Below are 23,563 nucleotides of genomic sequence, written 5' to 3'. Positions count from 1 at the left end.
CGAAAATTTATATGCTTCATTTTTACTAACCTGTCGGCAGGTAATGAAGAAGATACCCCCTGACAAAGAGACTGTCAAGACACATGTTGTTACCGGAATTGCGTCTACAAAATACCCCAATCATGGACCAGTGTTTGCCTGCCGATTCCCTGATCCTGCCCTGTCATTCGCACCGAGAACCTGATACGGATCATAAGAACAACTACATTATTCCCTCCTAAACGTCTGGCACGCGCAAAAAAAGACATCTGAAAATTACGTACGTGATATCGCGACGCCAACTGCTATTTGGCTTGATGGGAACAATCAGCCGCAACATTATTTAGCCTGCTCTCAAGAAAGAGCGCCAGTTCAAAGACATCTGAAACTGCATTTCATTACAAGCATAAAAAAATATGAATGGAGGAGACATTAGCATGAGAAAGACACTTGTTTCATTGGCGGTATTAAGCATTTTTTGCAATCCAGCCAAAGCGCAATCATCCGTGACTATTTACGGCATATTAGATGTCAACGTTGCGGCGATTTCAACCGGTGCTGCAACCAATTCACACGTCACACAAATGACGTCAAGTTCAGCGACCACGTCATTTATTGGTTTTAGGGGAACCGAAGACCTTGGCGACGGACTATCGGCAATATTCGTTCTAGAGAGTCAGCTTGCACTCGATACCGGCGTCGGTGGCGGCACTGCTTTCACAGGAACCAACCCTGGCGTCGCATCCCTCTATAACTTGTCTAACTACGTCGGTTTGAAAGGCAACTTCGGCAAAGTAACCTTTGGCCGTCACCTGACCTCTGGCGCTGTCGCGCTACTCAATGGCGTTGCGATCATTGATGGTGCAAATACTGGCATGGTGACGGCAACGTTGCCCCAAGGGCTCGCCAATGATTATTGGAATAGTAATCAGGCCAAGTTTGAAAGTTTAGAATACGGCGGCTTTTCGCTTCAGACCAATTATGCATTCGGTGAGGTCTCTGGGGACAACAAAGCTGGTACCAATTTTGGCGGTACGGTGACCTATTTAAACGGCGGCTTCAAGACTGTTGCAGGCATGCAGAGAGACAATGACCGTCTGGGTCATCATGTTGATTGGAGCGTACTCAGTGCATCCTACAAAACGGGGAAATTCAAGGTCACGGGAACATTCACAAACGTGAATAATTCCAATCCGCCGGTCCTGTCGAGCGGGCTTCCCTGGCGCGATTCAAAGATGTGGAGTGTAGGGGGAAATTATTTGATCACTACCCAACTTAGCGTAGCGGCACAATTCTTTAATCTCAAAGAAAACATCACTAATACGACTAGCAAACAGCTGGTATTGAATGCAGATTACGCACTATCGAAACGCACTTCTCTCTATACGCTCATCACCAGAAATCATAACGGCAAGGTACCCATCAGTGCGATTTCCGGTGCACCCGCGAGCGCAGTCAATGCGCAGTCAGGCGCGGTTGCATTGGGCATAAAGCATTTGTTCTAATGTGAATGTTGGTTGCGGCATACGCATATGCCGCAACCAAAGACATGCGATAAAGGTGCGATATCGACGATCAATCGACGATCAATCGATAACCAAGCGATAGCCAATCGATCATCAGCCATGCCGATATGTTGCACCATTTTTACATTGCACAAATTTTAGTCGAGCGGGTACCAGCAAAGCAGCGAGGTAGTCCACGTGCTAAGTACATCGGAGCGCATGTGAGAGGATGAGACTATTTACCTTATAGGGAAGGCATGCTCCACTTTTTTTACATCGTCACCAGCCGTTTTCACTCCACAAAAGCGTGCTTTAATACAGGCTTTACAGTGCGGTGATAATGTATTCCGATTCACATTTTTTACTTCGAAAAATTCCGGATCCGCAGGCCAGAATTCTCCGCAAGTCAGGTACCGTTTTCTTTAGCTGGTTCGGTGAATATTTTAAGCGAATGACGTATGACCATTTTGTGTTCAAGCCTCATCCGTTCAAAACAGGTCAATGCGGCAATCAGTCGTGCCGGTCAACAGATCATAGAAATGCGCGAGCGATACCACCATCCACGGTCAATATTTCACCTGTTATGAAACTACTCTCATCCGAGGCCAGAAAACATGCGGCAGAAGCAATATCGTCTACCGTTCCCAAGCGTCGTAATGGTGTCTTGCTGATGCGTTGCTGCATTTTCTGCTCATCGACATTGATCATCGCGCCATCGGTTGGAATAGCGCCAGGTGCAATAGCATTGACCCGAATGCCCGACGGACCAAAATCCGTGGCTGCGGCACGCGTCAACCCCATTACACCAGCTTTAATACCGCAATAGGCTGCCGCGTTAGACATGCCGAGATAACCCGCGACCGATGCAATATTAATGATGGAACCACCACACCCTTCCATCGCCGCGCCTGCCGCCTGCATTCCCCAAATGACTGAATTGAAACCACTACCGACCATACGATCCAGCATCTCGGGAGTGATGGAACTAATGGCGCCGTAACGTACCCAAATCGCGTTATTGACAAGACCATCAAAGCGCCCAAATTGCTTTTGTAAAGCGTCAATCGTTCTAATGAAACTATCCCGCTGCGAAACATCGCCGGTAAATCCGACACTACTACCGCCTTCAGCGCGAATCGCCTGCGCGGCCTCTTCTGCAATCTCACCCTTTATGTCCAATATGCCGACATGCGCGCCTTCTCTGGCAAAAGCGTTACTGATCGCACGTCCGATTCCACGTCCACCGCCGGTGACCAGCATTACTTTTCCTTCGAGCCGCCTTGTTGTGTTCGTTGTCATACTCGTTCCATTTCAAGATTTTTTCTCGCCCCGCCAAAGCGTACTTCCTCGATACCGGATATGCCAAGTCCAGTAATTTCGTACACATACCCTGCGCCCTCATCCGTTGCCACCAGCAGGTTGCCCGAATTGCTGATGGTCGTGACATAGAGAATGTCAAGGTCAGCCCCTCCGAAACAGGGACATGACACAAAAGTGGTTGGAAACATAATTTGTCGCTCCAGCGCCCCATCGGGACTAAAACGTGCAAGCTTTCCACTTTGTACCAACGCAACCCACAAGTAGCCTTCAGCGTCGACTGTTGCACCATCCGGAGCGGAACCGAGTGCGAGAGTATGAACAAAATCTTCACGTGGCCCAACTTCTCCACTGACCGTATCGTAGGTGCGGGTGTAGATGGTATGTGCCAGGCTGTCGGAATAGTACAAGCGGTCACCTTTCGGGCTGAAGCAAATCGAATTCGATATTGCAATACCGTTATCGAGGATTTCAACACTACCGTCAAGATTCAGGCGATAGAGCGCGCCTTCCCTGTCATGCCTGCCAACCACCATCGAACCGGACAAAAAACGTCCTTGCCGATCAGTGCGGCCGTCGTTTAACCGCATTTTTTCCGCTGGATGCTGCAGCGATGCGATCAGTTCTATTGCGTCCGAGCCCGTATCGAGCCTATAAAATCCATCTTCGAGCGCCAGAATAATGCATCCATCCTGCGCTAAAGCAATGGATCCTATGACAGATGGTACTGACCAGCTGTCACGATTTCCACTTGATGGTTCATAGCGATGTACCAACCGTCCAACCGCATCGACCCAATATAACGACTGCTTTTGCGCATCCCAAATCGGGCATTCGCCGAGCAAATCTTTCCTGCCAATCAAAGGTGTTATGTTCACGTCAACCTCACTTTTTTAAGTTAATTGCATGGTGTGCCGCTGACCTTCAAGAAGGCCAGCGATGCGCTTATGATTTTTTCCCAACAAACGGACACTCCCCTTCACTTAAAGGGCGCCAGACTTGTTCTGGCGGAATAATGCCTTTTATCGTGTAAAGGTCGTACTTGGATGTTGACTCGGCAGGCGTTTTAACCTGGACCAGGTACATCGGGCGCATGGTTTGGCCATCCTCGCGAATATGGACATTTTTCATCGCAAAATCATTAATGGGTGTCAATTTCATTTTCGCCACGACGGTCCGTCCATCATCACTCTTACTGGCTTCTACCGCTTTTAAATAATGCAAAACGGCGCTATAAGTCCCCGCTTGTTGAAAGGTCGGTGCCTGACCGTTAAAGCGCTCCATGAATCGCTTTGACCAGGTGCGCCCCTCAGCGGTCGCGTCCCAATAAAACGGATCAGCAAATTGCATACCTTGCGCTGAAGCCAGCCCGACTCCCAACACCATATTGGTTGTGACGCCGAACGAGGTCAAGATGCGACCGTTTTTATTCAAACCGTATTCCCTTGCTTGTTTGATGCCATTCACAAAATCTGCACCTGCATTCACGAATGCAATGGCCTGCGCCCCGCTCGCTTGTGCTTGCAAAATGTAGGACGAAAAATCACTGGTACCAAGCGGATGCCTCACGGAGCCAATCACTTTGCCGCCGCTCTGTTCAATAAAATGCGTTGCTTCGGCCTGCATTGTTTTTCCGAACGAGTAATCGACTGTGATGAAAAACCAGGTCTTCACGCCCTGTTTCGACAATGATCCTACGACTGCTTTCGGGAAAGAATAACTATCGTAGACGAATTGAATGCTGGTCGGCGAACATGCTTTGCCGGTTAAATCAGCAGAACCGCTGCCCGCTATGAGAAGTGGCTTTTTCTTCTCGCGCAAAAAATCCTGAACCGCTAATGCAACAGAGGATGCCGAGCCGCCGATAATGGCATCGACACCGTCGGACTCAATCCATTTGCGGGCAATGTTTAAACCGACATCGGGCTTGTTCTGATCATTTCCTACGACCAGTTCAATCGGTTTTCCGGCGACTTTTCCACCAAAATCCTCAATCGCCATTTTGGCGGCAACGACCGCTCCGGGGCCTAATTCGCCAGCATAAGGACCAGATTGGTCATTCAATACGCCGATGCGTACAACATTATCGGATATTTGCGCTAACGCATTAGCCGATATACCTCCGACCAGCAGAGCAAAAAAAACTGTCCGGCCCAATCCTGACAAATAGTGTCGCGGATGTTTACTCGTTTTTTTCATTTTGTCTCCTCTATGATTACTTTTATAAACTGCTTCGGCCTACCACTTGTTATCCAATTTTCGGAACTACGGCAAGATTGCCGCAATCAAACATCATCCTGCCGGGTCACTCGCCAAACGATGATCGCGGAACTGCGCGCGCAACGCCGTCTTTAATAGTTTTCCAGTCGCAGTATGGGGTAATGTCTCTACGAATACGACCTCGTCGGGCAACCACCATTTCGCCACTTTGTCGGAAAGAAATGACAGCATTTCCGAAGAGGCTAGCGCCATGTTTGGCTTTCTAATAACGATGAGAAGCGGTCGCTCCTGCCATTTGCTATGACTAACACCGATCACAGCGGCTTCCTGAACTGCAGGGTGACTCAACGCCGCATTTTCAAGGTCAATCGAAGAAATCCACTCCCCGCCTGACTTAATGACATCCTTTGATCGATCGGTAATCTGGATATAGCCATCGCCATCAATCGTCGCGACGTCACCGGTTGTTAGCCACCCATCTGCATCGAGTTGGGTTGTTTCTTCCGACTTGTAGTAATTGGCAATGACCCACGGGCCACGGACTTTCAGCTCACCAAACGCCTTGCCATCATGTGGCAGAGAATCGCCCTTTTCATCGACGATCTTGATACCCACGCCATAGATTGCCCGGCCCTGTTTATACTGCAAGTCGTAGCGCTTTTCTAGTGACAAATCGCGATGCTTCGCTAGCAAATTGCCAATCGATGCAAGTGGACTCGTTTCGGTCATGCCCCATGCTTGTATGAGGAAAGCACCAAATAGCGTGTCGAATTTTTCGATAATGGCGCGTGGTGCGGCCGAACCGCCGATCACTACGCGTGCAAGCCTAATCTCTTCAAGGTCTAGCGCTGCTCGCTGGCTTTCAACATAATCAAGGAAACTAGGCCAGACCGTGGGCACGCCTAGTGAGAAATTACATTTTTCATCACGTAATAAGCCGTAGATGCTAGCCCCATCAAGCGTTGGTCCTGGCAATACCAGTTTTGCACCACACATGGCTGCTGCGTAGGGAACTCCCCATGCATTGACATGGAATAAGGGCACTATCAACAAAACGGCATCACTTGCGGAGAGGCCCAGACCATCTTTTGCGCAGACGATAAACGAGTGTAAAACTGTCGAACGATGACTATACAAAACACCCTTCGGGCGACCGGTGGTTCCTGATGTGTAGCAAAGTGAGGATGCGGTATTTTCATCGAATTGCGGCCAATCGTAGCGATCAATCTGCGCCGCCAGCAAGTCTTCGTAACACAGTAGATTCTTGACGTCGATATCGGGCATGTTTTGGCGATCAGTCATCGCAATAAAGCCACGCACAGTGGGGCATTGGGGTGCAATTTTTTCAACGAGTGCGGCAAATGAAATATCAAAAAACAGATATTCATCCTCAGCATGATTGACGATATATTCGATCTGCTCCTGGAATAATCTGGGATTAACCGTATGTAGAACCGCGCCAATACCGGATACACCGAAATATAATTCCAGGTGGCGGTGGGTATTGCATGCGAGGGTTCCTACACGTGCGCAGTGCCCGACGCCCAACGCTTTCAAACAATTGGCAAGTTGCTTTGAGCGTCCATGAATGCCGCGCCAATTGGTACGGTGCTGCCCTCCTTCGGGCATATTGGAGACAATCTCTGTATCGCCGTGAAATGCTACTGCGTGTTCAATCAGGGAGGAGATTAAGAGTTCTTGCTGTTGCATTAGCCCGTGCATAGGGGACTCCGGTTGAAATTGTTGGTCGTCGTTTTTTATACTTTTGATGATTGGTTCAATGCGTGGCATTCACGAATACGGTTATGCTGGACGGCGGCAACGATGGTGTTGGTACAGTCTTATTTCATTTTTCCATTTGAATGGGAATTGGGCAATCTAACCTGTCAATTTCTGATGAATATCACATCCGTAATTGGGATCACAGTGTAGGTGTCAGGTATTTTTTAATGGTATTTTTTGTCTATTACAATTGAATGTTGATATTGGTTGATTGGTTGGTTGGTTGGTTGGTTGCTGAGGCGGTTGGTGCTCCTTGGATGCTGGTCTAAGGTGGCCCGACAGTTGGCAAATACGGTCTTCGTTACTTGACACGGTTAATGCTTCGTGGGTGCTGGTCGGGGGTAGCCCGACAGCTAGTTACTTTTTCTTGCTTCGCCAAGAAAAGAGTAACCAAAAAGAAGGCGACCGCAGAGACGCTGCCCTTCGGGTTCCCAAATTTTTCGGCCGTCAGTCGGGTTGAAAGACCAACTCGCCTTCGGCTCAAACATGTCTTCCAACAATTCCCGACTAACGGCCGAAAAACTTGGCAGCGCCAATGTCGGAGTAGGTCAAGTGCCACTTCAAAATCAACTGCAACGTCAAAGGTGGCTGCGCCTGTAACAGCAACCGCAACCGCAACCGCAACCGCAATAGCTTTGATGGTGGATGAGTTCAGTGGTCACTCACCCCATCTTTAACCGTTACATGTCAACAAGCCGTAGTAACAAAACCGTAATACCCAATCATCTTTATGAGGTTTCCATGCAATCGATTAAAACTTTGCAATCCAGACATTTGTTCACCATGTATTTAGAGGTGGCGTATGACCGTATTTATTCTATCGGCAACGTACCAACTGGTCGTCGTATCATTGCGCCAGTTGATGGCGGCCGATTTGAGGGAGATAGATTACGCGGCGAGGTGTTGCCGGACGGTGCCGACTGGGTGCGTTTTCGTAGCGATGGCGTCATGGAAATCGACGTACGGACGACATTGAAGACGAGTGATGATGCGCTGATTTTTCTGCGATATAGAGGGTTGGCGCATGCATCTCCAGAAAACATGCAACGCTTCATTCAGAGAGAAACTCAACCGTATGAAAATGTCTACGCTCGCACTAGTCTGACCTTCGAAACCGAAGCACCGCAATATGCATGGCTAAATAAAGTCATTGCGGTCGCCAACGGTACGCGAACGGACACGGGTCCAATGTATGAGGTATTTGAAATTACCTGATGTAGAAATACCGTAACTGGTATTAGCAGGCGCCTGATCGCAGAGGATCAGGTACCTTCTTAATTTCGTCGTAAAAAAACGACTATCTCCGGTAATATACTGATGAAAGAATAGTCTTCAGCATGTGCGGGAACGACCTGAATCCAGCTATTTTTTTACGATCGATCTGTCTTGATAAGTTAGCCGTGAAGCGAGGTGTAATACGGTACTTATCTTCCGACAAATACAGGTGTTCTTTTTTCAGAGAAGGCGCGCATGGCTTCCTTTGCATCTTCGCTTCGACCCAGTTCTGCGGTCATATTTTGTTCAAAGCGATAGCCATCGCGCAAGGTCATGTTCTCGATCGTCGCCGCCGAATTTTTTGCGGTACGGCTGGCAATCGGGCTCTTGGATGCGATGATTCGGGCCATGTCCATCGCTGCGGGCATTAACTGATCCAGTGGCACGCAGGTTTCCACAATACCAAGTCGGTAAAGCTCCGCCGCGGGTACCCGATATCCGGTGAACATCATACGGCGCGACAACGAGTGACCAAACAAACGCATGGCGTGCTTTCCACCACCCATTAATCCAACATCTACCTCGGGCAAGCCGAAACACGCATTCTCTGAACATAGCAAGATATCGCATGATGCCGCAATCCCTAACCCAGCGCCTAACGCGGGACCATTCACGGCAGCAATGACAGGTTTCTTGCACTCAAGGATTGAATAACTCATTTCGCGTGCGAGACGCGCACTGGTCCAACGATCACCTGGTTGTACGACAAGTGTGGCACGCGCCTTAATATCTGCACCGGCGGAAAAAATCTTGCCCGCTCCAGTGAGCACTACAACACGGATATCGTCCAAATCGTTAATCATGTCAAAGGCCGTAATCATTTCTGTCATGAATGCCGGGGACACCGCATTGACCGGTGGCGCATCCATCGTAATAACGGCAATGTGATCGACAATCTCGGTTGTAATAAAAGTCATTGTGTTCTCCATGAGTAATTTTTTGCAGTGCGTTGCTGAATACGTGACATACGTATCAAACGTAAGCCAACGTCATAACGATCCGCCTCAGCCTTGCTGATGTAAGGTCTCGCGCTCTGCCATGCATCTCGTAGCAATTTTTCGTGCGGTCTGATAATCGCCTTTGCCAGCGTCGCTACGTGGCAAAATATCCAGGCTAAAAATGGCTTTGGGTAACTTGTAGCCAGCAAGGGACGACGAAAGCTGATGTGCCAGGGTTTTATCTAACTCGCCCCCGCTGCGCGATTTGACAAGCGCCACGATAACGCTGCCCCACTTTTCATCTGGCAACCCGACTACAAGTGCATCATCGATATCGGGCAATAATTTCAAAGCCTCTTCCACTTCTTCGACAAATACTTTTTCACCGCCGGTATTAATCACCAGGCTGCCGCGACCAATCAGTTGCATAAAGCCCTGCTCGTCACGGCGCGCCCAGTCACCCGGAGCCGCATATCGCGCGCCATCAATGTAACGAAATACTGAAGCAGTTTTTTCGGGATCGCCGAAATACCCCAATGGCAATGGTTCGCCACGCGCAATCATGCCTTCACCCGGCTGATCGGGCCCAAGAATACGGTCATCATCGGTAATCAACACGGTTCTTGCACCAGCGTGGAAACTGCCGGTGGTAATCGATTGTTGGACGGTGGTGATGGAAAATCCGAGACCTGAAGCTTCAGACGCGCCAAAATTATCTGCCAGCGCAAGTTGTGGCAAGTGACGCAACAATCCCCGCTTGATGTCATGACTCCAGATCAGCCCTGCTGAACTGATCACTTGCAGAGCGTCCAAGGCATATGGTTCAGATGCCTCATCAAGCGCGCGCAACATCGGTCTTGCGAATACGTCACCAACAATCAAGACCTTATTCACCTTCTCGCGCGCCGCAACCTGCCATAACTCAACAGGATTAAAAGACGGCGACGGCAACAACACAACCGTTCCACCCCAAAACAATTCAGCCAGCGACGCATTCAATCCTGTGCCGTGCATAATTGGACAAACAGGAATCAAGCGGCTCGGAGAAGTGATGGCCCGCAACATAGCGATATGTTCATCAAGATTGTTGGGGCGGCTTTTTAGTAGTGGCGACTCTAACTGACACTCTCGATATTTTGCGCCTGGCCAGATGACACCTTTCGGCATGCCGGTGGTTCCACCGGTATAGAGCAACAAAAAATCGTCGCCGGAGCGCTTGATGGATAACGGCGTCCCATTCCCTTGCGTTGCCATTTCTTCAAATGATAAACTGTCGGGTTGATCATCACTATCAATGCAGATCCATTGCTGGATATCAGGAAATTGACTCCGCAAGGCCACCATTTGCGGTTGAAATTCTTTTTGAAAAAAAACTGCACGCACACCCGCGTCCTTGAACACATAACCAATTTCTTCAGCGCGGTAGCGGTAGTTGATATTGACATGGGCCAGACGGGCTTTAAGACAAGCAGACAATCCCTCCAGGTAGCCGGGATGATTACGCGACACAAACGCTACACGGTCACCTGGATTCAGCCCGCCCGCTATCATTGCACGTGCGACCCGATTACTGCGTTGATCAAACTCGCGCCACGTAATAATACGATCGCCTTGCACCAGCGCCGCGCGCTCGCCATCTATATTGGCTGCGACAGCATCCAGAATGTCTCCTAAGTTCCAATCCATTCGTCAATCTCCTCTCTATTGTTTTAATATGCCTTTGTGACCTTTTACCTGGTTTATTTTTGGTCGCTGCAAGCAGTGCCTAATGAGGCGTAACGCTGTCGATGAAAATCGATATTACCGAAACTGAGCTCAAACATCACCAGTCGTTTCAAATAATGGCTGACGATATGTTCATCGCTGGTGCCAATCCCACCGTGCAGTTGTATTGCTTGCTGTCCAACGAATAGTGCATTCTGTCCTACCCGCGTTTTTGCTGCCGAGATCGCCCGCGTGCGTACGTGTGCGGGACTAGATAAATTCTCGGTGGCGTAATAGGTCATTGAACGGGCTTCTTCACAGGCAATCACCATATCCACCATACGGTGTTGCAATACCTGAAATGATCCAATCGTGACCCCAAATTGCTGACGTGTCTTAAGATAGTCGAGCGTCACGCTGCAAGCTGCTTCCATGATGCCAAGTGCCTCAGCCAGACTCGCTGCGATAGCATGATCAACAGCCATTTCCAGTAATGCAAGACCGCCGCCAATGGTGCCGATTACGGCAGTGTCTGACACTGCAACATTATGTAATACCAGACTACTGACATGACGTTGATCCGGACTACGAAAATTCTTCCGGACTAAACCAGGTGCATTGGCCGATACTAAAAACAAGGTGATGCCATCGGGATCATCAACCGCACCCGAGGTCCGGGCCGGCAAAATAAACCAGTCCGCTGTACTGCCGTCGGGAACATGACTTTTCTCTCCTGATAGTTGATAGCCACCGGACTGAGCCGTGGCGGTCATCTCAATATATTCCAGGTTGAAGTGGCCCAGCGGTTCGCCCAATCCTAGCGCTACGCGACACTCTCCCATCATGATCGCGTTCAGTCGCTGTTCTTTGATCTCACTGCAAGCATGTTGCAACAACGTGCTGCCGATGATGCAGGTACTGACATAAGGCTCACGTGCCAGCCCTTTACCAAATTGCTCCATCAGTACCATGGTGTCAATCGCCGAGCCACCTAATCCTCCCTGGTCTTCTGGCACGCTGATCGCTAACCAGCCGAGCTCGGCCATTTTCTGCCAATTTTCTTTGATATATGCGCGCTTGTCGACGCAGGCTTTCTGCCAGTCTTCAAAACGGCCATGCTCCCGCACAAAACGGGCGGCGCTGTCCTGCAATAATTGCTGTTCATGCGATAACGTAAAATTCATGCATTTGCTCCTACAAGCCAAGAGATCGGCGGGCGATGATATTGCGTTGGATCTCGTTTGATCCGCCGTAAATTGTCGTCACGCGGCTGTATAAATAGCCCATCATCGGCCCCGACGACGCGTAAATATCTTCTGCGCCAACAGAGTCGAGCGCTTCAAAACGCGCCGCATCGTAACCCAGCGTTTCAATCCATAGCTCGGTGATTTTTTGTAAAAGTTCAGACCAGCGAACCTTCATCATCGACCCGCGTGGACCAGAATCAATCCCTGCAACAACGTCGGCCAGCGTGCGCAAGCCTAAATATTCCAACGCAATGACTTCAATCTCCAACTGCGCCAACTTTGTTTTAAAGTCGGCATTCTGTATTAGCGGAGTCTGTCCTTGCATCGCTGTACCAGCGCGCTCGCGCACGTATTCCAACTGTCTTGCAAGACGCGCACTCAAGGTCGCGGTTGCACCACGCTCCCGGTCGAGCAGGACTTTTCCATAACTCCAGCCTTTTCCTTCTTCGCCTAATAAATCCGCCACTGGCACTCTGACATCATCGAAAAACACCTCATTGACATGATGCTCTTCATCCAGCGTCAGAATAGGTCTGACTTTGATACCAGGCGTTTTCATGTCAATCAGAAGAAGAGAGATGCCTGCCTGCTTTTTGGCTGCGCTATCCGTCCGGACCAGACAAAACATCATGGTCGCGGCCTGCGCATAACTGGTCCAGAGTTTTTGTCCGTTAACGATGTATTCGGAGTCTTCCAGTATCGCTTTAGTCCGTATCGCGGCAAGGTCCGATCCCGCACCAGGTTCAGAATACCCCTGACACCACCAATCTTCACCCGACAAAATACGCGGCAAATAGCGTGCTTTCTGCTCTGTCGTCCCAAACGTAAAAATGATCGGCCCGATCAACTCAAGACCTTGATGAAATTGCGGAGGCGCATCGGCGCGTGCGGCTTCCTGCTCAAATATATGGAGTTGTGTCGGCGACCAACCAGTCCCACCCCACTCCTTTGGCCACGACGGCGCGCCCCAACCGTGACGGAAGAGAGTTTGTTGCCATTGTCGCCATTCCGGTATGCTTGGACGCATACCTGATCTGACGCGTGCTCGCATGGTATCTGGCACATTATTTAAACAAAACGCCCGCACTTCTGCACGGAACGCGCGATCTTCATCCAACTCTTCTCGATTCATGCATGCTCCCTGATGGTAATAACAGCTTAAGAATCCGTCTGCATGCGCGATGCAGGGCGGATCCTGCTGAACGCATCTGCGTACGACTGCCCTCTACAGATTTTTTAATAGAAGATAATTCGTCACAATCGCGCTTTTTTTAGATTACCTGTCGACAGGTTAGCAATCAATCGAGCGCTTGATTATCGCGGATGTGATTTAACCTGGCCCCGCAAGATCACCGCATACCCAGTCGTATATTGCAGGTGCGACGGTACTTTTGCGGTCCGGCCTGGACTCACTTGCATAAAGCGCTTAGAACTGCTGATGCACTTTAAAAAGTGCGTATCCGCACCGCGCTGAGATGCCAACAGATCTCCCTATTCAATTTCCACCCAGGAGGTGTTTTTATGACTTCACAAATTGATTTACATGCATTACAGGGATTACAAGGATTACAAGGATTACTGGATCGTGAAGCCATCCGGGAATGTCTCTTTCGCTATTGTCGTGGAATTGATCGGGTGGACGAGGAGGCCTTGCGCTCGGCTTATTGGCATGATGCGACAGATCGTCACGGCCCCTATCAGGGAAGTGCAAACGGGTTTATTGATTGGGCGCTCGAGAAGTTGAAGGGCGGTGGTCGAATGGTGCACATGCTGGGCAATATTTCTATCCAATTACACGACGATGTAGCGGCAGTAGAAAGCTATTTTCAGGCGCTGCAAGAAGACAGAAATGCCGAGGGTCAAAAGCGTGAAATGCTTTTATGCGGTCGCTATGCAGACCGATTTGAAAAGCGCGATGGCAATTGGCGGATTGCAGCACGCACCGTTGTTTATGATTGGATCAATCAGGCTGTCGTTCCCGAGCTGACTGAAGCGCAACGCTTTGGTGAAACCAGACAGCCACGCGGAGGAAGCAAGCCCGACGATCCCTACTATGCGCTGCTGGCAGATGCGCCGTTCAATTCGCTTTAATTATTACTAGATTTTTTCGGCCACTATCTAGTATTGCACTTAGGTCGATGGTGTTGATTCGTTTTTTTTGATTTTTGATCGGTGTCGTTAACACGCTTATCGACGCAGCAAGATTAGCGGATTCCTGGCGACACTCTCATAACCACGCACGTCTCGTGCGACTTCTTTGTTCCACAATGACAAAAAGAGGCCTCGCTAGGCGCGGCCTCTTCGCATTTATTTACAAGCGACATTCTTAAATCGAAATGAATACAGTTTTAAAGTCATGTCAATTTCGAGACAAACTTACTGTTCAGCGCTCGTCGTCTTCTTATCAAACTCAAGAATCGGATAAGTCGTATAGCTTTGATCCATCAATCCTTGCGCACGTGCCGTTGCCAACTCAGCAATGACTTGCGCACGGGTTTTAGTTGAAGAAGAATGATCATTTGCTGGATATGGTGCCTCAGCAAAAGCGCTCCCAGCAGCGGCAGCAAAAATAATCAAACCAGCGATCAATGGTTTGGCGTTCATGTTATTTCTCCATAAAGTTATGGGTATCACAAAATTCGGTGAAAGCAGATAAGTACACCGTTCGGGTCCTAAATCAATGAACGAGCGTCATTATCGCTTCCATACACTGCACACCAAAATGCGATGCCCTTGTGTGATTCGTCCACCAACAGTAGTAAGTGTAAAGCCTCTCCGATCAACAATAAATAGCGTATTTTATAATTAATTATTCCATTATTAGAAATAATAAAAAATAGCAATCGTGTTGATTCCAAGCACATTAGACAATCGAGTAATCCATTTTCTGATTGAAATCATTTAATACTATTTTCCCCCGAGCACTCCGCTTGAATACTGTCCGCGATCAGTTATGTTAAACAAATGCGCTGGCAAGACCCTCGTGCCACGTCCGACGAAAGCCTTGCACTACAGACGGCGCAGCTTCAGTGATGTCGAATGTTAACTCGCTCTGAAGATATGAACTGAACCAAATTGATAGTGACTATCAGCCGATCTAGATTGGCACCAGGACGGACACTCACAAAGGAGATTAATATGCATGCGGTAATAAGAACCTTTTCGGGACCCGGCGCAAAACAGCTTTTCGATGGTTTAGAAGAACACAAAGCTGACGTCGAAGCCAGCTTAAGGAAAGTGTCTGGTCTCGTGAGCTACACACTTCTACGCCATGGTGATGGCGGAGCGGCAGGACTGTTTGCAAGGATAAGACCGGTGCCGAAGAGAGCTTGAAAGTTGCGCGCGACTGGATTCAGAAAAATGCTTCGAATAGCCACGCGAAGCCGCCGATCGTGGGAGAAGGCCCGGTCATCGTTCACATCCAATAGCGCGATTCCGCCTGAGATCACGCCAATATCACTGCCACAGTACTTTTCGGGTCCCGGGCACTGGATGATTAGGTTTCAGCAGATCTGAAATGTAGGACGCTCATTTCGTACGACTATGATCTTCCGCTAAACGTAAGAGTCGATGGAGAAAATATGGGGAGTTGGACCCTGTAAGTTAGGTATTTTTACTGGTATTCAACAGATTCAGATACAAAGCAAAAACGCCGCAAAACCAAGCTGGGCTTAGGTTTGCGGCGTTATATGCTGATCTACTGCTAGTGTCTTGGTGCCGAGACCGGAACCGCTGAAACAACACAGGCCCATATGCGCTATAGCTCTATTGATTTTTAATTTCTTATATGGATGCAAACATGGATGCAAAATATTTTCTTAACTTTTATTGTGATGAATGCAAAAACCGTCACTGCCCATCGCGTGCGATCCCGGCGTGACTTTATAATTTTCACCTAACGAAGTAGCGAACTGGACTGCTTCCTTTTCAGTTTTAAATACTCCAGCAAGATGCCAAGGGTCTCGCTGGAGTGCGGCAAATCCTAACCGACATCCAGGTGACGACGGATCCAGTGTGGATATAAGACCATTCGTTGATAGTCGATCAAGAGAAGCGGCATATCCAACTCCAGCTAACTCGCCATCAGGCGCTAATGAGCGGCTGACGATACCGATTACCTCACCTCGTTGGTTAAAAACGGGGCCGCCACTCATCCCTGGCCTCCAGTCAGCCTCCACCTCGAAGCCTGGAGTAAGATTGCTGGACTCTCGTCCTATAGGGAATACCTTCGTAATACGTCCGTACGCACCATACATTTCATCCTCAACCAATGCCCGAAGCTCGTTGTCATCAACTTCATTATTGGGTTTCAACCCCGAGTAACCAACAGCAAGTACGTTCTCGCCAATAGTCGGCTGCCACCCATTTAACCTAACTGGTAACGAATGGGGCGGGTTTCCGTCTGGCGATAGCAAGGCTTGCATAAAAGAAATGTCGGTAGCAATCTGAAAGCTTTTATTCCCCTTGATAAATTCCAAAGGATCCTCTTTTTCATAAACAGCGGTTAAAAATCCCGTAATCGGAGCAAGTGCCCAAGTTGGAATAGTAAGCTGCCCATAAATGAGCCCAATTCCTAAGAGAAGGACTGCATGAGGCTCTTTCATTATATTTATGCTAGCACTTAACCGAGGTGTTAAATCGCTTCCCCTAATGGCAGCGATAACATGGTCGGCCGTTAGAAATCCTCCCCAGCCGTCAACATGGAAGGCAGTTCCCATTCCCTCAATCCGACCATCGGGATACCTATGAAATACAGGAACCACAGCTTTACGAAGTCGAAAAGGATCTGAAATCTTAAAAGGCGCGAGAGGTGATTCTGTTTGGCGGTCAAACGGAAGCTCGCATTTATGTTTAATGAACTCCCCAAAAGTATCGATATAAAACGGTGAAAAAGACATGTGGTAGTTCCTTTTCTGATCAAACAGGCATAGCAATCTGAGACTGTACGGCGGCAACGAATACTTATCATTTCAATAAAATACACTAAGGATTACTATCTGACAATATTATTCAAACTATTGTCCATCGATAATCGTCCTTGCCTCTATGTTCAAAACGAACGTATATGAACTGTCAAAAAAACACAACATTTTGCCGTTTAAATATCAGTCATTTACTTTTTTGAACATGTTCGTCGATATTCATGCCGTTAATAAAGATTAAAAATAACTAAATCAACCGTTAATATTTTTTCTACAGCAGGTGTAGCGATAAGGACTACATCTAAAATTTTCGACAAATGTTTCTATTGCGCAATTACTCATTTATAAATAGTATTCATTTATTGCAAATTAATCAACCATGGTCAGGATTAAATAAATGAGCACTTCGGATGAGTTGGAGAAACTGGCTGATTTAAAAAACAGGGGCATCGTTACCGAAGCAGAATTTGAAGTACAGAAAAAAAGCCTCCTTTCTAATAACTCCCCAAAAAAAAGAAGATGGCCAATTTGGAATTGGATGTTGGCATTCGCACTGGTCACCATTTACCTTGGATATCAATACGGAGGTTCTGTATTAACACCGGCGTGTGATAGTAGTGACGCAAAGAAAAAAGTAGTCGAAATTTTAAATAAACAAGTTGGTGCCTTGTTTTCTTTAGTTGGTGCAAATGGATTGGCCCCTAAAGTACTTGGTCTCGACGGTGCCAAAGCACTTTCTTATGATCAGGAAAGTGGTTTCCGTGCTTGCTTAGCAAATACGAGAATAGACGGTGCAGGCGGATCAACTGGCTACACAATTGAATGGAGCGACAAACAAAAAGGTGAATATCAGATTCAGATCGTAAGTGCCGAGGCATTAATCGCTCAATATTCAAAACCAAAAAATACCGACCAAAAAAATGACGCCGCTCCTGATGAGCACAACCTAATAGCGACGGCTGTAGAAAAAATAGAACCTGAATCAACGAAAATTCCGCAAAGAAGCGAGGATATATCCGCCCCTTTATTCACGAAAAATGAAGGGTATGCAAGTGTTCGTATGAAGATGATCGAAGCAGGATGGGAGCCATTCCACTCTGAAAATGCAGACACCTGCTTAGAACATAATGAGCGATGCCATGACAGACCAGAAATGGAAGCATGTACAGGAACAGGAGAGGCAAACTGCAAATTTTTATGGAAAAAATTAAATAAAATAACTGCGGTTTGCACTATCGGAGAAGATGCTACGTTTGATAACATTTGCTCAGATTAGCTGCGAATACTTTCGAGTCCTCTAGGACTATTTGTACCCGAAGGTACCCGAACCACTCAGTCCAGCAGTCGCTATATGGGCGATTCGACGGTCGCTTAAATCCTGCCCAACGTCACGTTTAGCCGATTCAACCTGAATGACTGGCGGCTTATTGGTATTGATTTGCGTAACGCTTGATGTTGGGGCCAAATCTGGTATGGATGGGACTGGGTTAACTCCAGAAATGGATGGCATTGCAGGGATCGCACTTACTGACGGAATTGAAATAGATGCCGCAGATAGGGCATATGCCATCGCCTTCTTACCATCCATCCCATTAGAAATCCCATTTTGGTAAGTTAAGCGAGCGCTGATCAGTTCATCACTGATTGCCTTCGCTGAAGTGGCCGCTTTGTTATTGCCAACTTTATCATAGTAGCTCTTGCCTGTTAAAGGGTCTTCTATCGAGGCCCATTCTTTCGATGCGGCTAGTGTAGCTTTATTGACGTCATCATGTTTTCCGGAAATGTAGCCGCTGATTTCAGGGCGCTTCTTATCTGCCAAATACTCTGAAAAAATTCTCTCCTGAAGCTCTGGCGTGAAATTTTCGTTACCAGATAGTTTCATAGAGGCCACAGCGCCCTTCATGGTGCTTGGGATTATCTGGTACTTTCCAACCGCAAATAATCGATCTGAGTCACCTCTTGGCTTTGCTTGTTGAGCCATGATGTCATCGATAGTCATGCTAGAAAAATCTAGCTTCTTGCCCTTTGCATCGCCAGACATGCCACGATTATAAGAGCCGTAATCACCCTCATGACTTGCAATCAAATTACCCAATCCAACTGTGTTTAGTATTGGTGATGCCATCTTTGCTGCGCGATCTTTGCCATAATTAATGACAGCGCCAACACCGGACTTTGCTGCGTCATATCCTGCGGCAGTAGCGCTAGAAACAACTTCCGTCGCTTTAGCGGCCCCAGCCTTAACATCAATACCAGTAGCACCTTTTACCGCATCATTAGCCCTATTAGCAAGGGCGGCAGTGCCATCAAATAGAGCTATTCCTTTGCCCTTTAACCAGCCAGCAACACCATCGAGAATCATTTTTGCAACATCGGCGATAGGCTTGATAGTGTCAGTTACAGACTTCCATGCTGACGTGAACATGGCAACGCCAGAGTTCCATGTAACAATGATCTGATCGCCAACCTTGCTCCAATCAAATTTAGATAGCCAGCCTCCCACTAACTCGCCGACCTTATCTCCAATTATCCCGCCAATGACTATTCCTACTGGCCCACCTAATGCGCCAAGGCCACCTCCGATAAGCGCACCGATTCCAGATCCACCACCAGTAAAACGAGATTTACGATTTTCTTCTGGCGTCTTATCAGCATCATCGCCTCCAAAAATACTAGCTAATGCTGATCCTCCAGCGAAGAGCGCTCCTAAAAGAGGGATTCGCCTCATAAAACCTTTTCCAAGGCTTAATGCGCCACTCGCTAGTCCTCCTATGCCACCAAGACTAGGTAACTTACTCATCAGTCCGCCAAACATTCCTCCGACGCCTCCTGCTGCATTTTTCCCCTCAACGTTTGGGCGTTTATCAAGGGCTGCGAGTCTTCTTAGTTCTACCTTACGAAATGCACTATCGTCTTCACTCGATCCGCGCAAAGTTTGCCAAATTCTCTTTAGCCAAGTAGCATCTTTTTTATCGTCATCGCCCTTTCCAAGCAACTTTCCAAAGCCTCGGCCTAGCGGTGCAACAATAGAGCCAAATTCTTTTGTGGCTGCGATGCTTGGATCAACGTCAGGAGTTTCGCCAATTGCTCGGGCTGCGCTAGATGCTAGTGCTCCAACTTTAGATGCGGGTGATCGCCATGCTGGGCTAGGCATTTGCTCATCAACAGTAACAAAACCACGTGCGGATTTATTGCTACCGCTAGTCTTAAAGCGACCGTTGTGGCTTCGCTCTACCTTTACCGCCTCGCGCTCCGTAGTCTTCAGCATACGATTCAATGCGGCATTAACGGCAATCGAAGCAGCAGCGGATGCATTATTCGTTGCAGCCGTGAATCAGCCTCTCTCATCGCGCATTCGAGGTGTAGCATCAACCGATACACGGCGCGGTGTTGGTGCAACGTTCGGAGTTCTCCCGCCGCTATTCGATGTCATACGCTTAGCTTGCGCCGCACTTCCAGACAGTGATTGTCTAAGAGCGTGAACCTCATCACGGATTTCGCACCATAACTTAATGGCACGTCCCCATCCAACCGGTTCACCTTGGAGAAATCCTAATGCATCAGATTTAAGTGCCATTTTTTATTGCCTTGTATTTTTATTGACGGGTTGCTTAGTACCGCTCATTGCTATTCAAACAGTGGATATGATTGACTATCTGCCAGAGCTTCAGTCCGTGCCACCGCCAAGTCAGCACGGTGCTCCATGAATTTCTTAGCTTGGGTGAAAGCGACTTGAATCTCATCAATGGCACGTTGCAGGGCGGCACCACCTAATACGTCATCTTGGAATTGCTTATTTTTACGGCAATCCCTCTCGAAGGCTTCGATACAGCGCCTCACTGGTGCGAGTAGCGTGAATAGATGGCCTTCCATCGGAATCATATCGCTGGCGTTCTTGAGCAGGATTGAGGCGAGGGCGTGATTCTGCTGACTGATCGTTGCGTCGAGGCCGCGCATAATCGCCATGTGATCTGCCATCCTTGGATCGCGCTCTGGCTCACTCGATAGGCCAAGCAAGTAGTCAGAACTTACGCCGTAGGCAACGGCGGCGCGGATAATGAAGTCTTTCGGGATCTTCGCCATGCCGCTCTCGATTTTTGAAAGTCCCGAAGAGTTGAAATAACCCAACCGCTTTGCTGCGTCCTTCTGGTCCAGGCGACTTAATAAGCGAGCGGTAACTATGCGTTTCCGGATTGTTTCGTTGAGCATTTGGGCGGGCGAGCATCCGGTCTTGGTGCTTGGGCCTTGATTTGTCATTTTTAATGTTCAAAAGTCGTTGCGTTGGGACACCGTTAAACTGCGAGGAACAGTCGATTTCAATAGCTTGCGATAATTAACTTCGAGTTCGAATTCGGTGCATGTCATCGCGGTCAAGTGCGGTCAGTGAGCACAACGTCATCGGAATGACGAGTTCGGTATAAAAACCATTTTTATCAATTGGTGACGATAATGGCTCGCCGATGCTCTCGATAACTAGGGGGCCATAAGTACATCTTTTGTATTGAAAACCGATCATCGTTGGTGCCAAACTAGGTAATAGCGCTGAGACATAATCAGCGATACCGTTTTTCTGGCTTATGACACGCGCTACGATGCCGTCGTTACTTAATTTTTGCGGTAACGCCCACCCCCAAAGTTGCTGCAACGGCGCTTCGACTTCGGTGGCAGGATCGAAAATCGCCCGAAATAAAAGGCTCACCGTGAATTTTAGCGGCGGCATCCCACTAAAAATCTGCGTACTATTAAGTTTTGTGATGCCAGTTCGTCCTTGAGCGCTCTGCAGCGCTGATTGGAGCGCGCCCTTGTCGGACGAGCTAGTCGGGCCATTAGAACTCTTGGAGCCGCCGCTCAGGGCGTTTAAGACAGGGAGTAATACGCCAGACTGAAGCATCGCGGTTAAAGCCGGTGCCTTTGTATCGGGGTTGCTATGCTCAAATGGTGATTGCCAGCCAAACACGGCCTCTAAGTTTGAGTCGATCAACGGTGCCCAGACCTCGGTTTGGTCTTGCCCGACTCGCGATCCGTTGGAGTCGACCGCATAAAATTTTGCAATGAGGTTCTCGTTTAACCCGGTCCACTCCGACTTTAGAATCGATTTCGCGCTCGTAGATACGCTTGAACTAGTCGCCATGATGTTTATCTGGACCGTTCAAGGTTGGCCTGGTGATAGCCAAGATTGGGTAGTTCAATGCCATGTAATTTTTCTACTTGGTAATGCGGCGCATCGTTTATGAAATCGGAAAGATGCTGAATTTTATTCTTTAATTCTTCTATTCCTAGCGTCATTAATTCAGCGCTCGGGACGGGAGAACGTGTACCAATGCGACTAATTTCATCATCGGTTAGTCCGGCTTCGCGATAGCGGTCGGCAACACTAGTCTGTCGGCCTTCGTTGACAAATCGGATTGAGCCTTGCAGCCAGTAAATTTTCCTTTCGAGATATTCCTTCAAATCTCCAGCGGCAAAAATGAACGGGATCTTTTCGTTAAAGCGAAGTTTCGTGCCTTCTGCCCATCGACCTAAATCTATCGTCGCTTTATCGAGTTCAGCGGAGACTTCTGCGTTTAACGCATTAAGCGTGTCGACAATTGGAGTTCCATCTGCCAACTCCTGTTGGTACGCAACCTGTAAAAAGTGCGTGAAGCCCACTTTATCAAACAATTTTTTGAAAGTATGTTGCAGTTGAAAGATCGCGGTACTAATGCCAGAATCTCCACCATTTGCAGAGAACGCAAGCGACTCCATTCGCAAGGTTAGCTCCATGTCGGCATCGGGTTGCGCAGGCCAAACCTCGGTAAAAATGCTTGTACACAAAAGTGGGAATGGACGGGCTTTAGTTTGGTCGGTCATGAATGGCTCCTGTTGAAAGAGTCTTATTGTCATGTCCGACAATCATGGTCCGGACCCTCGTTTCCCATAAAACGGGGTATTTGGACGGTTTCCGAGAATTTTCTGTAGAATAAAATCAAGCTTGGGTGAACGTCGGAAATTCGCTAACCGCGTGAGTCTCTTTTTGGGACAAATTAGGATGCTGTGATTGTGAGCGTGCAGCCAGCCAAGCCCTTCGTTCCCCTTTTTAGGGGGAGCAAACAAAGTCTGTCCAGACGCAAGCATCTTAATGCCTGGAATAGATGGCCTAAAATTTAAGGGCATTGCCTATCCTCGCGCACGCCTGTCAGTGTAAGAAAATTGCTCCAGATATTTTTAAGTTGCTTAAACCGGTACGGCATAGGCCAAAGCGATCTGCTTGTGAGCGAATGTTCCACCGCCGATACCGCGAGTAGTTTTGTAAATACGGGATGCGTCCGTATTTAGATTCGATGCAACAAAATCAATAAAATCACGGCCTGCCTCGTCCTTCCAGTTGCGGGGATCGCGCTTGCCAGGATTTGTAGATACGAGTTGCGTCCATATGTAGGTCCGTACATACCCAGTTTGCGGGTATGTAGATTTATCGCCACAAAGTCGGTGTAGCACTTCCCGCCACTGCCCATCCAATCATTAGGTGTCAGTACCGTTCTAGTTCGCTGACCTCTCCGCTCTCGCGCACGTACAAGCGTAACTTAATTCGCTTTATGAGCAATTCAAAACTCTCTTTGACATTAACATTTAATAACAGGCGAGTTAGTCACGACGTTAGATAAAGATCGCTCTGATCAATGCTTGGCGATACC

At 48.2% G+C, this 23,563-nt stretch carries 19 protein-coding genes; 4 read left to right on the top strand and 15 right to left on the bottom strand.

Going from position 1 to position 23,563, the window contains the following annotated elements; all coding sequences use genetic code 11:
* Positions 1 to 416 precede the first annotated feature (416 nt).
* Entirely contained in the window at positions 417 to 1,484 is a 1,068-nt protein-coding gene (locus ACXX82_RS19655) for a porin (protein WP_323506796.1), read from the top strand.
* A gap of 531 nt (positions 1,485 to 2,015) precedes the next feature.
* Here ACXX82_RS19655 and ACXX82_RS19650 read toward each other — a convergent pair.
* The 4 genes from ACXX82_RS19650 to ACXX82_RS19635 all read right to left on the bottom strand — a co-directional run bounded on the left by ACXX82_RS19650 (position 2,016) and on the right by ACXX82_RS19635 (position 6,743).
* Positions 2,016 to 2,783, bottom strand: a complete 768-nt coding sequence (locus ACXX82_RS19650; protein ID WP_458563536.1) for an SDR family NAD(P)-dependent oxidoreductase — start codon at positions 2,781 to 2,783, stop codon at positions 2,016 to 2,018.
* Positions 2,780 to 3,679, bottom strand: coding sequence for an SMP-30/gluconolactonase/LRE family protein (locus ACXX82_RS19645; RefSeq protein ID WP_323506798.1), 900 nt, complete (start codon positions 3,677 to 3,679; stop codon positions 2,780 to 2,782). Before ACXX82_RS19645 ends, ACXX82_RS19650 begins: the two co-directional genes overlap by 4 nt.
* Positions 3,680 to 3,746: 67 nt before the next feature.
* Positions 3,747 to 5,000, bottom strand: coding sequence for an ABC transporter substrate-binding protein (locus ACXX82_RS19640; RefSeq protein ID WP_458563535.1), 1,254 nt, complete (start codon positions 4,998 to 5,000; stop codon positions 3,747 to 3,749).
* Positions 5,001 to 5,093: 93 nt separating this feature from the next.
* Positions 5,094 to 6,743, bottom strand: coding sequence for a long-chain-fatty-acid--CoA ligase (locus tag ACXX82_RS19635; RefSeq protein ID WP_458563534.1), 1,650 nt, complete (start codon positions 6,741 to 6,743; stop codon positions 5,094 to 5,096).
* Between the two features lie 801 nt (positions 6,744 to 7,544).
* On the opposite strand from ACXX82_RS19635, the gene ACXX82_RS19630 reads away from it, so the two are divergent.
* Positions 7,545 to 8,018: a DUF3237 domain-containing protein gene (locus ACXX82_RS19630; protein ID WP_322237613.1), complete on the top strand. Its 474-nt coding sequence runs from the start codon at positions 7,545 to 7,547 to the stop codon at positions 8,016 to 8,018.
* Positions 8,019 to 8,227: 209 nt separating this feature from the next.
* Here ACXX82_RS19630 and ACXX82_RS19625 read toward each other — a convergent pair whose 3' ends face one another.
* From ACXX82_RS19625 to ACXX82_RS19610, 4 genes are all read right to left on the bottom strand, one after another.
* Complete coding sequence (locus tag ACXX82_RS19625; RefSeq protein ID WP_322237610.1) at positions 8,228 to 8,995, bottom strand: enoyl-CoA hydratase/isomerase family protein; 768 nt, start codon at positions 8,993 to 8,995, stop codon at positions 8,228 to 8,230.
* 87 nt (positions 8,996 to 9,082) lie between these two features.
* Entirely contained in the window at positions 9,083 to 10,702 is a 1,620-nt protein-coding gene (locus ACXX82_RS19620; RefSeq protein WP_323506802.1) for an AMP-binding protein, read from the bottom strand.
* A gap of 53 nt (positions 10,703 to 10,755) precedes the next feature.
* Positions 10,756 to 11,904, bottom strand: a complete 1,149-nt coding sequence (locus tag ACXX82_RS19615) for an acyl-CoA dehydrogenase family protein (RefSeq protein ID WP_458563533.1) — start codon at positions 11,902 to 11,904, stop codon at positions 10,756 to 10,758.
* Positions 11,905 to 11,914: 10 nt separating this feature from the next.
* A complete protein-coding gene (locus tag ACXX82_RS19610; RefSeq protein WP_458563532.1) occupies positions 11,915 to 13,099 on the bottom strand; it encodes an acyl-CoA dehydrogenase family protein in 1,185 nt (394 codons plus the stop codon).
* Positions 13,100 to 13,488: 389 nt separating this feature from the next.
* On the opposite strand from ACXX82_RS19610, the gene ACXX82_RS19605 reads away from it, so the two are divergent.
* A complete protein-coding gene (locus tag ACXX82_RS19605; RefSeq protein ID WP_458563531.1) occupies positions 13,489 to 14,058 on the top strand; it encodes a nuclear transport factor 2 family protein in 570 nt (189 codons plus the stop codon).
* A gap of 285 nt (positions 14,059 to 14,343) precedes the next feature.
* Here the strand turns inward: ACXX82_RS19605 and ACXX82_RS19600 are convergent, their stop codons facing one another.
* Together ACXX82_RS19600 and ACXX82_RS19595 are read right to left on the bottom strand one after the other, a co-directional pair.
* Positions 14,344 to 14,571 (bottom strand): DUF4148 domain-containing protein, encoded by a 228-nt coding sequence (locus ACXX82_RS19600; RefSeq protein ID WP_322237597.1) that lies wholly within the window; start codon positions 14,569 to 14,571, stop codon positions 14,344 to 14,346.
* 1,214 nt (positions 14,572 to 15,785) lie between these two features.
* Positions 15,786 to 16,865 (bottom strand): S1 family peptidase, encoded by a 1,080-nt coding sequence (locus ACXX82_RS19595; RefSeq protein WP_458563530.1) that lies wholly within the window; start codon positions 16,863 to 16,865, stop codon positions 15,786 to 15,788.
* A 421-nt stretch (positions 16,866 to 17,286) separates the two neighbouring features.
* Here ACXX82_RS19595 and ACXX82_RS19590 point away from each other — a divergent pair, with 421 nt between their 5' ends.
* Entirely contained in the window at positions 17,287 to 18,165 is an 879-nt protein-coding gene (locus tag ACXX82_RS19590) for an SHOCT domain-containing protein (protein WP_458563529.1), read from the top strand.
* A gap of 27 nt (positions 18,166 to 18,192) precedes the next feature.
* On the opposite strand, the gene ACXX82_RS19585 is transcribed toward ACXX82_RS19590, so the two are convergent.
* From ACXX82_RS19585 to ACXX82_RS19565, 5 genes are all read right to left on the bottom strand, one after another.
* Positions 18,193 to 20,166 (bottom strand): hypothetical protein, encoded by a 1,974-nt coding sequence (locus tag ACXX82_RS19585; RefSeq protein ID WP_458563528.1) that lies wholly within the window; start codon positions 20,164 to 20,166, stop codon positions 18,193 to 18,195.
* 57 nt (positions 20,167 to 20,223) lie between these two features.
* Positions 20,224 to 20,466, bottom strand: a complete 243-nt coding sequence (locus tag ACXX82_RS19580) for a hypothetical protein (protein WP_458563527.1) — start codon at positions 20,464 to 20,466, stop codon at positions 20,224 to 20,226.
* A 50-nt stretch (positions 20,467 to 20,516) separates the two neighbouring features.
* Complete coding sequence (locus tag ACXX82_RS19575; protein ID WP_458563526.1) at positions 20,517 to 21,146, bottom strand: helix-turn-helix domain-containing protein; 630 nt, start codon at positions 21,144 to 21,146, stop codon at positions 20,517 to 20,519.
* A 76-nt stretch (positions 21,147 to 21,222) separates the two neighbouring features.
* Positions 21,223 to 22,020, bottom strand: coding sequence for a hypothetical protein (locus ACXX82_RS19570; RefSeq protein ID WP_458563525.1), 798 nt, complete (start codon positions 22,018 to 22,020; stop codon positions 21,223 to 21,225).
* Positions 22,021 to 22,025: 5 nt separating this feature from the next.
* Positions 22,026 to 22,739 carry a hypothetical protein gene (locus ACXX82_RS19565; RefSeq protein WP_458563524.1) on the bottom strand — a complete coding sequence of 238 codons (714 nt, stop codon included), beginning with the start codon at positions 22,737 to 22,739 and terminating at the stop codon, positions 22,026 to 22,028.
* Between the last annotated feature and the right edge of the window lie 824 nt (positions 22,740 to 23,563).

The sequence above is a fragment of the Glaciimonas sp. GNP009 genome, assembly GCF_054343755.1.
This window is presented reverse-complemented; position numbering and strand designations above follow the sequence as displayed.